At 34.8% G+C, this 12,892-nt stretch carries 16 protein-coding genes and 1 pseudogene; 14 read left to right on the forward strand and 3 right to left on the reverse strand.

The features are described 5' to 3' along the window. Window positions 1-62 precede the first annotated feature (62 nt). Both rpmG and ACLBXA_RS02745 read left to right on the forward strand, forming a co-directional pair. The gene (gene rpmG, locus ACLBXA_RS02740) at window positions 63-212 is read left to right on the forward strand and encodes a 50S ribosomal protein L33 (RefSeq protein WP_001265617.1); all 150 of its coding nucleotides are present in this window, start codon (window positions 63-65) and stop codon (window positions 210-212) included. 88 nt (window positions 213-300) lie between these two features. Next, window positions 301-1,794, forward strand: a pseudogene (locus ACLBXA_RS02745) (YcdB/YcdC domain-containing protein). Window positions 1,795-1,843: 49 nt separating this feature from the next. On the opposite strand, the gene ACLBXA_RS02750 reads toward ACLBXA_RS02745, so the two are convergent. Beyond that, on the reverse strand, window positions 1,844-2,737 hold the full coding sequence (locus ACLBXA_RS02750; RefSeq protein ID WP_000631115.1) for a hypothetical protein: 894 nt from the start codon (window positions 2,735-2,737) through the stop codon (window positions 1,844-1,846). A gap of 182 nt (window positions 2,738-2,919) precedes the next feature. Between ACLBXA_RS02750 and sigK the strand changes: the two genes are divergently transcribed. After that, on the forward strand, window positions 2,920-3,633 hold the full coding sequence (gene sigK / locus ACLBXA_RS02755) for an RNA polymerase sporulation sigma factor SigK (RefSeq protein ID WP_000051382.1): 714 nt from the start codon (window positions 2,920-2,922) through the stop codon (window positions 3,631-3,633). 290 nt (window positions 3,634-3,923) lie between these two features. Next, complete coding sequence (locus ACLBXA_RS02760) at window positions 3,924-4,712, forward strand: phosphatidylserine decarboxylase (protein WP_001254999.1); 789 nt, start codon at window positions 3,924-3,926, stop codon at window positions 4,710-4,712. Between the two features lie 186 nt (window positions 4,713-4,898). Here the strand turns inward: ACLBXA_RS02760 and sda are convergent, their stop codons facing one another. Continuing rightward, window positions 4,899-5,054 (reverse strand): sporulation histidine kinase inhibitor Sda, encoded by a 156-nt coding sequence (sda, locus tag ACLBXA_RS02765; protein WP_000850094.1) that lies wholly within the window; start codon window positions 5,052-5,054, stop codon window positions 4,899-4,901. A 246-nt stretch (window positions 5,055-5,300) separates the two neighbouring features. On the opposite strand from sda, the gene ACLBXA_RS02770 reads away from it, so the two are divergent. The 8 genes from ACLBXA_RS02770 to ACLBXA_RS02805 all read left to right on the forward strand — a co-directional run bounded on the left by ACLBXA_RS02770 (window position 5,301) and on the right by ACLBXA_RS02805 (window position 10,436). Next, on the forward strand, window positions 5,301-5,813 hold the full coding sequence (locus ACLBXA_RS02770; RefSeq protein ID WP_000765316.1) for a YqeG family HAD IIIA-type phosphatase: 513 nt from the start codon (window positions 5,301-5,303) through the stop codon (window positions 5,811-5,813). 3 nt (window positions 5,814-5,816) lie between these two features. Then, entirely contained in the window at window positions 5,817-6,923 is a 1,107-nt protein-coding gene (yqeH, locus tag ACLBXA_RS02775) for a ribosome biogenesis GTPase YqeH (RefSeq protein WP_153598979.1), read from the forward strand. A gap of 15 nt (window positions 6,924-6,938) precedes the next feature. Beyond that, on the forward strand, window positions 6,939-7,772 hold the full coding sequence (gene aroE / locus ACLBXA_RS02780) for a shikimate dehydrogenase (RefSeq protein WP_000812105.1): 834 nt from the start codon (window positions 6,939-6,941) through the stop codon (window positions 7,770-7,772). A 5-nt stretch (window positions 7,773-7,777) separates the two neighbouring features. Beyond that, window positions 7,778-8,071, forward strand: coding sequence for a ribosome assembly RNA-binding protein YhbY (gene yhbY / locus ACLBXA_RS02785; RefSeq protein ID WP_000955224.1), 294 nt, complete (start codon window positions 7,778-7,780; stop codon window positions 8,069-8,071). A 137-nt stretch (window positions 8,072-8,208) separates the two neighbouring features. Then, window positions 8,209-8,778 carry a nicotinate-nucleotide adenylyltransferase gene (gene nadD, locus ACLBXA_RS02790; RefSeq protein WP_001226031.1) on the forward strand — a complete coding sequence of 190 codons (570 nt, stop codon included), beginning with the start codon at window positions 8,209-8,211 and terminating at the stop codon, window positions 8,776-8,778. Further along, window positions 8,768-9,337: a bis(5'-nucleosyl)-tetraphosphatase (symmetrical) YqeK gene (gene yqeK, locus ACLBXA_RS02795; RefSeq protein ID WP_001078483.1), complete on the forward strand. Its 570-nt coding sequence runs from the start codon at window positions 8,768-8,770 to the stop codon at window positions 9,335-9,337. Before nadD ends, yqeK begins: the two co-directional genes overlap by 11 nt. Continuing rightward, on the forward strand, window positions 9,334-9,690 hold the full coding sequence (rsfS, locus tag ACLBXA_RS02800; protein WP_000998173.1) for a ribosome silencing factor: 357 nt from the start codon (window positions 9,334-9,336) through the stop codon (window positions 9,688-9,690). Before yqeK ends, rsfS begins: the two co-directional genes overlap by 4 nt. Then, a complete protein-coding gene (locus ACLBXA_RS02805; RefSeq protein ID WP_000873064.1) occupies window positions 9,687-10,436 on the forward strand; it encodes a class I SAM-dependent methyltransferase in 750 nt (249 codons plus the stop codon). The genes rsfS and ACLBXA_RS02805 overlap by 4 nt, the downstream gene beginning before the upstream one ends. A 320-nt stretch (window positions 10,437-10,756) precedes the next feature. On the opposite strand, the gene comER is transcribed toward ACLBXA_RS02805, so the two are convergent. After that, window positions 10,757-11,584, reverse strand: a complete 828-nt coding sequence (gene comER, locus ACLBXA_RS02810; protein WP_001020554.1) for a late competence protein ComER — start codon at window positions 11,582-11,584, stop codon at window positions 10,757-10,759. A gap of 77 nt (window positions 11,585-11,661) precedes the next feature. On the opposite strand from comER, the gene ACLBXA_RS02815 reads away from it, so the two are divergent. Together ACLBXA_RS02815 and ACLBXA_RS02820 are read left to right on the forward strand one after the other, a co-directional pair. After that, window positions 11,662-12,261: a helix-hairpin-helix domain-containing protein gene (locus ACLBXA_RS02815; RefSeq protein ID WP_000989935.1), complete on the forward strand. Its 600-nt coding sequence runs from the start codon at window positions 11,662-11,664 to the stop codon at window positions 12,259-12,261. A gap of 63 nt (window positions 12,262-12,324) precedes the next feature. Beyond that, the gene (locus ACLBXA_RS02820; RefSeq protein WP_000439773.1) at window positions 12,325-12,882 is read left to right on the forward strand and encodes a ComE operon protein 2; all 558 of its coding nucleotides are present in this window, start codon (window positions 12,325-12,327) and stop codon (window positions 12,880-12,882) included. Window positions 12,883-12,892 lie beyond the last annotated feature (10 nt).

The raw sequence follows: 12,892 nt of genomic DNA on the forward strand, positions 1-12,892 counted from the left end.
AATATATAAATCGTAATCATTACGTTTTAGTTTGCAATCTTTGAAAGAAAGGAGAATTACCTATGCGTGTAAATATTACATTAGCTTGTACGGAGTGCGGTGATCGTAATTATATTTCTAAAAAAAATAAACGAAACAATCCAGAACGTATCGAATTAAAAAAATATTGTCCACGATTAAAGCGAGTAACGTTACATCGTGAGACGAAGTAGAAGACTAGAGATATCTCTAGTCTTTTTTTGTTAATAAGTTTTGGTTTTCTTTGTTATAATTACCTTAAATTGTAACGAAGGAGAGGGTATGGTGAATCAAAAAGATAAAGAAAGAAAAGAGCACGTAGCTCATATTATTGAAATTCCAGATGAATATAGGCTTGTTGTAGATGATCAAGAAGGGGTTGATGACCCGTATCATCTATTATGGTGGGGACATAAAGATGATGAGGAGAAACAGATACAAATTACATTAAATAGACATAATGGTAATTTAATTGAATTTAGGATAGATGATGGAAATTCTTTTTCGAGTGATAAGGGAGCGATAGAGGAGAATAAAGCAAGAGAGGTTGCAAATACATTCTTAAAAAAATATACAAAAGAAGGATATGAATTCTATACATATGTAACGGTTAAGGACGACAGGCGCGGTTGGAAAGAAGTAAATTATATGCAAGAAGTGAATAGCTATCCATTGCCGAATACTGGGTGTGTTGTGCAAGTGCACCCTTCAGGTAATGTTGTGCATTTTCATTACAATGGACAAAAAGCCATAGAGAAAAAGCCGTTATGGCCAAGTGAAATTGTTGGGGAGAATATCGTTTTAGAAAATTTGAAAGCTAGACAAGATATGAGACTTGTATTTGTAGATTTAACATACTCTTCATGTGAGTATGAAAACGGGGAAGAAGTAAAAGGGTACCATCTTGTATATGAACCAGAGCCTAGTCATGCGTTTATTGATGCAAGTACAGGTAAAGATTTATATGGGCCAGAACACTATAAATTACCTTCTACAGTACTTGTTGATAAACCGCTAAAGAGTAATCAAAAAAAAGATGTGTTTGATTTATTTGATTGGGACAAGGGGAAGTTTGTCAAAATAGATGAAAAAGTAGATGAGGATGAAGTCCGGATAAAATTTGTATTAAAAGAAGAATTACAAAAAGAAATAGAAGAGAAGGATTCATATTCAATGGATGAGTTTTATAAAAAACATTTTCCAATGTTGAAACATGATGAATTCGTAGTAATTACTCTAGATAAAGAAACAAATCAATTGCTTTCTTTTTTTATGTGGAAGGATGAGAAAAAAAGGAAAACAATCTTATCAAGAGAGCAATGTTTAAGCAAGGCACTTCAATTTTTAGAGCATATTATCCGAGATGCGACAAAGTATGTTCAACTTTGGGATAATTATGAGGAGGAAGAGGGGATAGAGAGGTTTTCCTTTTCAATCTATGTAAATGACATTCATGTAGAGCGGAAATATATTATGATCAACATCAATGCAGAAAATGGTGCTGTGATGCACTACTCTGGAGAGTGTGGCAACTTTATAAAAGAATTACTTACATATGAAACAACACCAAAAGTAACAAAAGAAAAAGCGTTAGAAATATACAGAGAGGCTATCCGAGTTAAATTAGAATGATTTGTAGATCATGATGCAGAGGAAACGAAATACAAACTACTGTACAAACAAACGACAGATGAAAAACATAAAGAACCTTTTTATTGTAGTCGGGAAATTCGTTATATTGATGCTCAAACTGGGAGAAAGATTTGGAGTAAGTAAAATAAAAAGAGTTATTTTTCAAAGAATATAAAAATAACTCTTTTTATTTTTATAATTTGCCTGTTCGTTTTTCAAAAGTAAATGTGATAGGAAGATCGGAATGAGAACTATCATTTTTAAATGTTACTTTCCATTCTTTAGTATGGGCTTTAATTTCAAAATTAAGAAGATTCATTGCTCTACGTTTATCTATTTCTAAAAACATATTATGAATTTCCGGTTCTTGCTGTAAATTAAGAGCCTTTAGTGTGACTGTAAATGTGAAAAAATTCTGCCCTTCATATACTATCCTTGCTATTTTTGTTTTTGGTGTATTTAACACTACATAAAAACGGTCTGATTGAGTTAATTGTACAGAGTCATCGGTAATTTCATTCTCGCTATTATAAAGTTCAACTAAGAAAGATGTACTACGGGAAGAATCTGTTTTGCTTGTAATATGTAATTCAGTAGGAATCATGGGTATTTCATAAAACTCATTTTTTATTATAGTATTGTAGTCTTCTGAAAATTTACGAACTTCTTTTGGAAAAGAGTCTTCTTCTTGTGTATTTAAAAAGGTTTTATGTTGCTTTGGAAATTTTTTATTAAACTTTAATGTTTCTTTAAAGTAATAATTGGATCCAGTCAAAAATAAACAACTACAAATTAATAAAAAAATTCGATACGGATTTTGAAAGTGAAAGAAAAATAGTATACATGTAATAATTCCAATTACATAGAGAATAAAGATAAGTAGTTCTAGTTTTGAGTGAAAGGAAAAACCATAGTTATGAAAAAATTTCATTCCAGTTATAATTTGAGCTCCAAAAAATAAAGAAATTCCAAATTGAAAAAATAATAAATCAGGCCCTCTTTTAATAACAAAAGTAATGAACGAAATGAAAAGTAAAAATCCCCCTAAATAAATTGTTACATTTAATAATCGATCTAATGTAATCATGAATAGTGTCCCCTTTAATAGCATATTCATATATAAATAACAATTTCTTTTAATTATAATATAACGATAAAATATTTTAAATGTTAGAAGTGTTGAGTTTTATAAATAAACTGTACAGACACAAACAACCTCACGCCTACATACACATAATAAAGACCACTATTTTGGCGGAGGTGAAAGGTTTGAGTCTATTCGCCGCAATTGGATATATGGTTCGAGAAGTGTTTGTCTTTGTTTCTTATGTAAAGAATAATGCGTTCCCGCAGCCGTTATCATCAGATGATGAGAGAAAGTACTTAGAGTTAATGGAGCAAGGTGATGCTCAAGCGAGAAATCTTTTGATTGAACATAATTTACGGCTTGTAGCTCATATCGTTAAAAAATTTGAGAACACAGGAGAAGATGCAGAAGATTTAATTTCAATTGGTACGATCGGGCTCATTAAAGCGATCGAGAGCTATTCTGCAGGAAAGGGAACAAAGCTTGCGACGTATGCAGCACGCTGTATTGAAAATGAAATTTTGATGCATTTACGTGTACTAAAGAAAACGAAAAAAGATGTTTCACTTCATGATCCGATTGGGCAAGATAAAGAGGGCAATGAAATATCGCTTATTGATATATTAAAATCAGAGTCTGAAGATGTAATTGATATGATTCAGCTTAGTATGGAGTTAGAAAAAATTAAAGAGTATATCGATATTTTAGACGAAAGAGAAAAAGAAGTGATTGTGAAACGTTTTGGACTTGGGCTAGATAAGGAGAAAACACAGCGGGAAATCGCTAAGGCGCTTGGTATTTCTAGAAGCTACGTATCAAGGATTGAAAAGCGTGCTTTAATGAAGATGTTCCACGAGTTTGTAAGGGCAGAGAAAGAGAAAAAAGCGAAAGAGTAAAGTGTATTAGAAGCAGCCATATTTTAAAAGGGGCTGCTTTTCTTATTGTAAATAAGAAAAGAAAACGCGTTATGCTAAGAAGAAATACATGTTCACTGTTGAAAATGACGGATTCTATCTGTAATATTAGAAGGTGCTAAATAATTTAAGAATAATACCATACTTAGTTTTCTGTATGTATAATAAGGCTGCTTTATATGATATGTGGGAATAAGAACCAATTTTACATATGATATAGAAAGAAAAGAAGGGAAAACTAAAGTTATAGACTGATTAGGGGGTTTCGCAATTTGCGACGTACATTATATCGACTTATGATAGAACTTACAAATGGTCGCTTTACTTCTTATATATTACGTAAATTTGCACAATCTCGTTTGAGCTCTATCATTATTCCATCGTATGCGAAAGTTTTTCAAATTAATCAAGATGAGATGGAAAAGGGCTTGAAGGAATATAGAACATTGCATGAATTATTTACGCGTAAGCTAAAAGAAGGAAAGCGTAGTATTGATACAGATGCATCGAGTATCGTTAGTCCTGTTGATGGTGTTTTTGCAGATCATGGTCCTATTGAGGATACAAAAACATTTGATATTAAAGGAAAGCGCTATTCAATTGTGGATATGCTAGGTAATGAAGAACGTGCAACGCGATATGCAGGCGGTACATATATGGTAATTTATTTGAGTCCAAGTCACTATCATCGCATTCATAGTCCGCTTTCTGGTTCTGTGACTGAAAGGTTTGTACTCGGTAGAAAATCATATCCGGTAAATGCAGCTGGTATGGAATACGGGAAAGAACCGCTGTCAAAAAATTATCGTTCTGTTACAGAAATAAGCAGTGATGGTGAGCATATGGCTCTTGTAAAAGTAGGTGCCATGTTTGTTAATAGTATCGAGCTTTTGCATGAGAGAGATACTGTTCAAAAAGGTGAAGAAATGGCATACTTTACATTTGGTTCAACAGTTGTGTTATTGTTTGAAAAAGATATGATAGAAGTAGTGCAGGAATTAAAGAGTGGACAAGAGCTTCGTCTTGGTGAAAAAATAGCTACTCGATTAGCTCATAAATAAAGAAAAGCTTTTATAACCGTAAGTAAGAGTTATGGGCAAAGATACTTAATGATGAAATCCCCTAGATGGGAGTACTTGTTTATTCGAGAGCCATCGTAGGATGGCTCTTTTTACAGGGCATCCAATAATTTATCCTGTAACTGTTTGATTGGTACGGGCTAATTAAACCTTTCACTTTATATGTAATCAAGAAGATTTGACAAGCTTGTCCTCTAATGAGCGTCTAATGATTTCTTGTTTTATAAGTAAAATGAAGTCGGGATTTAATTTTAGTTCTTTTGCTTTATAATAAGACTCAGTGAGTAACTCAGTGGATAACTGTTCCATATGTTTTGTTTTCAAGGTGAGTCACCTCCTAATAATATAAGGATTGATTCGTTGATGCATTTAATGTACCAAAAAAATATGACAGTCACAAACGGGTGGTTATCCACATACCTAGGTGGATAAAGTGTGTATAGTTTGTTAGTAAATTCCAAATTAACTGAAAAATTAATGTGGAAAATGTGTACAATTTTATCCACAGGTTATATATCGAAAAATGTTGTCGAAAAATTTTATGAAAAATCCTCAAAGAGGTGAAAGAAATTGAAACTATTTTTACCAAATGAATATGTGAAAAATGTATATCATGTTCAACCAGAAGATTTAAAAAAACGTGGGATTAAAGGTGTTATTACTGATTTAGATAACACTTTAATTGAATGGGATCGTCCAAATGCAACCCCGCAACTTGAAAAATGGTTCTTGAAAATGAAAGAGCACGGCATCCAAGTAACGGTTGTTTCAAATAATAATGAGCAACGTGTAAAAGATTTTGCTGACCCATTAGGCATTCCATTTATTCATAGTGCACGTAAACCATTTGTTCGAGCGTTTAAGCGTGCGATACAAGAGATGCGTTTACAGGCAGAGGAAGTTGTGGTAATTGGAGATCAGTTACTGACTGACGTGCTTGGTGGAAACCGAGTAGGGCTTCATACAATTTTAGTTGTACCGGTAGCACAAACGGACGGATTAGTGACGCGCTTTAATCGAAAAATTGAACGCAGAATTATGAAAAATATGAAGAAAAAAGGTTTAATTAACTGGGAGGAATAAAGTTTGACTGAAACAATTAAATGTATTGGTTGCGGTGTAGAAATTCAAACAGAAAATAAAAACGAAGTGGGGTATGCTCCTACCTCATCTTTAGAGAAAGAACAAGTTATTTGTCAACGTTGTTTTCGCTTGAAGCATTACAATGAAATTCAAGATGTATCGTTAACAGATGATGATTTCCTACGCATTTTAAATGGAATTGGAAAATCAGATGCATTAGTAGTCAAAATTGTAGATATTTTTGATTTTAATGGTAGCTGGTTACCTGGTTTACATCGTTTCGTAGGAAATAATAAAGTATTACTTGTTGGAAATAAAGCTGATTTAATTCCAAAGTCAGTAAAACATGATAAAGTAAAGCATTGGATGCGCTATAGTGCAAAGCAACTAGGATTAAAACCAGAAGATGTCTTTTTAATTAGTGCAGCGAAGGGACAAGGAATTGCTGAACTAGCAGATGCTATTGAGTATTATCGCGGCGGCAAAGATGTTTACGTTGTTGGATGTACGAATGTAGGGAAATCGACATTTATTAATCGTATGATTAAAGAATTTAGTGATGAGACTGAAAATGTAATTACAACATCTCATTTCCCAGGAACAACACTTGATTTAATTGATATTCCATTAGACGAAGAATCTTCTTTATATGATACGCCAGGTATTATTAACCACCACCAAATGGCTCATTATGTTGGAAAGCAAAGCTTAAAGCTTATTACACCAACAAAAGAAATTAAGCCGATGGTATTCCAATTAAACGAAGAACAAACGTTATTCTTTAGTGGATTGGCACGTTTTGATTATGTAAGTGGTGGTCGTCGTGCGTTTACTTGTCACTTCTCGAATCGCTTAACAATTCATCGTACAAAGCTTGAGAAAGCAGATGAATTATATAAAAATCATGCTGGGGATTTACTAAGCCCACCAACGCCAGAAGAATTAACAAATATGCCTGAGCTAGTGAAATACGAATTTAATATTCGTGAACCTAAAACGGATGTTGTATTCTCTGGATTAGGATGGGTTACTGTGAACGAACCAGGAGCAAAAATTGTTGCACACGTACCAAAAGGAGTAAGTGTTTCACTACGTAAATCTTTAATTTAATATGGAGAGGGATTTATGAAACAATTATATGGTGTAATCGGAAATCCAATTGGACATTCATTATCACCCGTTATGCATAACAATGCATTTGAACACTTGAATATGGATGCCCATTATCATGCGTTTCTTGTTGAAGAGGAAGTGCTAGGGGAAGCAGTAAGAGGTTTAAAAGCATTAGGTATTTCAGGATTTAATGTAACAACTCCGCACAAGGTTGCTATTATGGAGTATTTGGATGAGATTGACCCATTGGCAAGGAAAATCGGTGCAGTAAATACAGTGGTTCATAAGAATGGAAGGTTAATTGGCTACAACACAGATGGGATTGGTTTTGTTCGAGCGTTGCAGTCAATTAGTCATGAACCACTTCAAGGGAAACGTATTTTGTTACTTGGTGCAGGTGGTGCTAGCCGAGCTATTTATTTTTCTCTTGCTGATGTAGGTGTAAAAGAGATTGATGTAGCCAATCGTACAGTAGATAAGGCGAAAGAACTTATTGCTGCACGTACGGCCGATGTTAATTCTGTTGCTTTGTCGTTAGAAAAAGCGACAGAAGAACAAGGGAATTATGATATTATCATTCAGACGACAACAATAGGTATGCATCCACACGTCGAACATACGCCATTACAAATTTGTTCGTTAAAAAAAGGAACGATTGTATCAGATATAATTTATAATCCATTTGAAACGAAAATTTTATGTGAGGCAAAAGAGCAAGGTGCAATCATTCAAAATGGTATTGATATGTTTGTGTATCAAGGAGCACTTGCATTTGAAATGTGGACAGGAAGTGTACCGAATATCGGGAGAATGAAACAATTAGTTATAGAAAAGCTTGGAGGCTAACATATATGTTAACAGGAAAACAAAAAAGATTTTTACGTGCACAAGCACATCATTTAACACCAATTTTTCAAGTAGGAAAAGGCGGAGTAAATGAAAATATGATTAAACAAATCGCAGATACTTTAGAAGCTCGTGAGTTATTTAAAGTAAGTGTATTACAAAACTGTGAATTTGATCGCCGTGAGGTTGCGGAAGAACTTGCAAAAGGTGCACGTGCTGAAATCGTTCAAGTAATTGGAAGCACAATCGTTTTATACAAAGAATCAAGAGAAAATAAACAAATTAAGCTTCCTCGATAAAAAGATTAGCATGCGCTATTTTTATCGCTGATGCGTAATGATGTAGAGAGCGAAACCAATTGAACTTTTATTAATAGCAACTCTCTTCATTCCTAACCAAGGAGAGTTGCTGTATGTAAAAGGAAGGGGCGTTTCTTTTGAGGAAAATTGGCATCATTGGCGGTACATTTGATCCGCCTCACTATGGACATTTGCTAATTGCAAATGAAGTATATCACGCTTTGGATTTGGAAGAAGTATGGTTCTTGCCAAACCAGATTCCGCCACATAAACAAGGACGTAATATTACAAGTATAGAAAGACGTTTACATATGTTAGAGCTCGCGACTGAGGCAGAAGAACACTTTTCTATTTGTTTAGAAGAGTTAAGCAGGAAGGGCCCATCTTATACGTATGACACTATGTTGCAATTGACGAAGAAGTATCCGGATGTGCAGTTTCACTTTATTATTGGTGGGGATATGGTTGAGTATTTACCGAAGTGGTATAACATTGAAGCTTTACTTAATCTTGTAACGTTTGTTGGAGTTGCGAGACCTGGGTACACATTGCATACGCCGTATCAGATTACTACAGTGGAAATTCCGGAATTTGCAGTTTCTTCATCCTTATTACGTGAGAGATATAAGGAGAAGAAAACGTGTAAATACTTACTTCCTGAAAAAGTACAGGTATATATCGAGAGGAATGGGTTGTATGAATCGTGAGAATGCACTTCATATTGTTAAACAACAAATGCATGAAAAACGTTATACACACACAATTGGTGTAATGGAGACAGCGATTGAGCTGGCTAAGTTATACGGTGTGGACGAGAAAAAAGCAGAGATGGCAGCTATATTCCATGATTATGCGAAATGTAGAGCGATTTCAGAGATGGAAGAGATTATTAAACGTGAAGATTTGCCGAAAGATTTACTTTGCTATAATAAAGAGTTGTGGCATGCGCCTGTTGGGGCATACTTAGTAGAAAAAGAGGTAGGCATTACGGATTCTGAAATTTTGCAAGCTATTACATATCATACAAGTGGTCATGAGAACATGACAATGTTAGATAAAGTGATTTATGTAGCTGATTACATTGAGCCAGGGCGAAAGTTTCCAGGTGTGGAAGAGGCTCGTAAACTCGCATATACGGATATAAATCAAGCTTTATTATTTGCGTTAAAGAAAACAATTCAATTTTTAATGGAAAAAAATCAGACGATTTATCCATTAACATTCCAAACATACAATGCAGTTATCAAGGAGGAAATGAGTAAATGAACGATAAAGATTTATTAGTATTAGCGGCAAAAGCAGCTGATGATAAAAGAGCAGAAGATATGGTTGTCCTAAATATGCAAGGTATTTCACCAATTGCAGATTATTTCATTATTTGTCACGGTAATTCAGATAAACAAGTGCAAGCAATTGCACGTGAAATTAAATCAAAAGCACATGAGTTCCAAATCGACGTACAACGTATGGAAGGTTTTGACGAAGCACGTTGGGTATTAGTTGATCTTGGAGATGTAGTTGCTCATGTATTCCATAAAGATGAGCGTAATCACTATAATTTAGAGCGTCTATGGGGCGATGTGCCACGTGAAGATATTACAGAAGAGCTAGGCCAATGAAATACGAACAATTTGCATTGTTGTACGACGAACTAATGAATGATGTCCCTTATGATAAATGGGTGGAATTCACAGAGGAAAGCCTGCAGCAAGCAGATATGAAAGAGGCAAAAATTCTTGATGTAGCATGCGGTACGGGTAATGTAACCCTTCCGCTTGTGCAAAAGGGTTACGATTTAATAGGTGTCGATCTTTCAGAAGAAATGTTAACAGTCGCTCAGCAAAAACTGGGAGCAGAGGGATACTTTATTCCTTTTTATCAACAAGACATGCGAGAGCTTGATGTTCCAGGTGAGTTTGATTGTGTAACCATCTTTTGTGATTCATTAAATTATGTATTGCAAGAAGATGGAGTGCAAGAAACATTTAGAAGAGTATTTCACCATTTACGCCAAGATGGCTTGTTTTTATTTGATGTACATTCTTTATATAAAATACATCATGTATTTCAAAATGAAACGTATACAGTGAATGGAGAAGAAATATCTCTTATTTGGAATTGCTTCCCTGGTGAAGAATCAAATAGTGTAGAGCATGATTTAACATTCTTTGTTCAAGATCCAGAAGAAGATGTGTACCATCGGTTTGACGAATGTCACGTGCAACGTGCATATCAAGTGGAAGAGTTAACGAAATGGCTTGAAGAAGCAGGTTTTACAGTGCTTCGTGTAACAGGTGATTTTGAGCGACTTGAAGTTACAGAACAAACAGAGCGTATTTTCTTCATGGCGAAGAAAAACGGATAAAGTGAAACTTTAATCAGCGGGGTGCGAAGCTCCCCGCTGATTATTAGTTGAACCAATCGGGCTTTTACGGGCAGCCCGACCCCCTCCTAACTTCTTTGCTTTCGCTGAGTTTTAAGGTGGGGATCTTACTGGCCGTTAATGCGGGATAAAACAAAAGCAACCGAGAAGGTTGCTTTTGTTTTATAAAGAAGATGTATTTTTAGTTCTAGTATAATCTGAAGATCGTATGCGTAAAGTGTGGGAATAGTAGTTGAAGTGAAAATGTATTGTAAAAAAGTAATTATTTATAAAAAGGATTTGGAATGTAAATGACGTATTTATTATGTGTGTTTATTGAATTGCTGATCAACGCATTCTAAATCTTCATCAAATTTTTCATGTGTTCGCTCGATTAACTTATGGAACATATCTCCAACGTGTTCTTCTAAAACCCGAATGCCTTCCCCAGTAACGCCGCCTTTCACGCAAACCTTTTCTTGTAAGGTAGGTAATGTGAAGATTTCTTTTTCAAGTAATTTCCCCATCCCCACGACCATTTCACTTACTAAAGTAGTAGCCTCTTCGTGTGTAATATTTGTTTTATCTACAGCAGCGTTAATGAAGCATTGTAGTAAATAACTAAAGAAAGCAGGACCGCAACTTGCTATATCAGATGAAACGCGCGTTATATCTTCTTCTATTACAAGAGGTGTAGAAATGTTTTTGAATAGACGAAGTAATTTTTGTTGCCATTCTTCAGAGCAATTATCTCCAAATGTAAATAGTGAGGCGCCAGAGAGGGCGCGGTTTGTGATACTTGGAATGATACGCGCGACGTGACAAGGTACGAGAGTCTCTAATTGTGATGGAGATATTGGACTCGTAATAGAAACTAAGCACGTTTCATCAGAAAAATGTTCAGCGTATTTTTTTAGGATAGGGTATATATCTATCGGCTTAACGCAAATAAAAATAAGTTGTGATTGTTCGATTACTTCCGGGATTGTTTTTGCTATATGAACAGAAGGGTATTTTTCTTTTATATGATATGCTTTGGCAGGCGTCCGATTAATGATTGTAAGGCACGAAGGTTTGACAGCACGGGTTTCTAAAAATGCATCGATTAGTATATTCCCCATGTTTCCTGTCCCTATAATTCCTATGTTCAAAGTTTCATCCCTCCTTCGTAACAGCTTTCTCCTAAACAATATGAATGATGTTATAAATTTATGATTAGAGGTGTAAAATGATGTGGGATTTTCCGAAAAAGTGGTTAGGTTTAGTAGCTATTATTGGAACTTTACTTTTTCTTGTTTTTTGGAAAACGAATCAGAGTGTAGAACGAACGCCTATTACAATGAATGTGCAAGAGAAGGAGATAGAAAAAAAGGGTAAACCGAAAATATCGGATACAAAGGAACAGAAAAGAACAATTATAATTGATGTGAAAGGAGCGGTTAATAAAGAAGGGGTATATGAAATGAAGGAAGGAGATCGCGTAAAGGATGCGGTTCAAAAGGCTGGTGGTTTTTTATCAGAAGTAGATATCAAAAAAGTGAATTTAGCACAAATTGTACAAGATCAAATGCTTCTTTATATACCGAGTAAAAATGAGTCAGAACAAGGGATGTTTACTTCTTCTAAGGAAGATGGCAAGATTCGAATAAATACAGCAGCGAAGGAGCAATTGGAAAAGATTACAGGAATTGGCTCTCGAAAGGCAGAAAGTATTTTGAAATATCGAGAAGAACATGGTCCGTTTCAGAAAATAGAAGATTTATTAGAGATTGATGGGATTGGTGCGAAGTCTCTTGAAAAGATAAAAGATCAAATTATTATTCCGTAAAAGATTGACGAAGTTTTTCTTCTTTCGCTACACTACAAGTAGACAAAAAAGTAGGTGAAAAATATGGAACGAATTTCATGGGATCAATATTTTATGACGCAAAGCCATCTACTATCGTTACGTAGTACATGTACAAGGCTTGCGGTAGGAGCGACAATCGTTCGCGATAAACGAATTATTGCTGGTGGATATAATGGTTCGATTAAAGGTGGCGTACATTGTATAGATGATGGTTGTTACGTAATCGATAATCATTGTGTTCGGACAATTCATGCCGAAATGAATGCTTTATTACAATGTGCCAAGTTTGGTGCGAAAACAGAGGAAGCAGAAATTTACGTTACGCATTTCCCTTGTTTACAATGTTGTAAGGCAATTATTCAAAGTGGTATTACAGCGGTTTATTATGCGCAGGATTATAAAAATCATCCATACGCCATAGAGTTATTTGAACAAGCGAATGTAACAGTGAAGCACGTTCCGCTAGAATATGATATTGCTGCATTAGAGGAGCAAAAACGTTATACGGAGTTAAAAGAATTATTTGCGTCTTTAGAAAAAGATAATTTATCAATGGAAGAATTACAGCATGTATTCACGAAAGCAAAAATGATGCTATAAGGAGTGAGTA

Source organism: Bacillus sp. D48C (genome assembly GCF_053345735.1).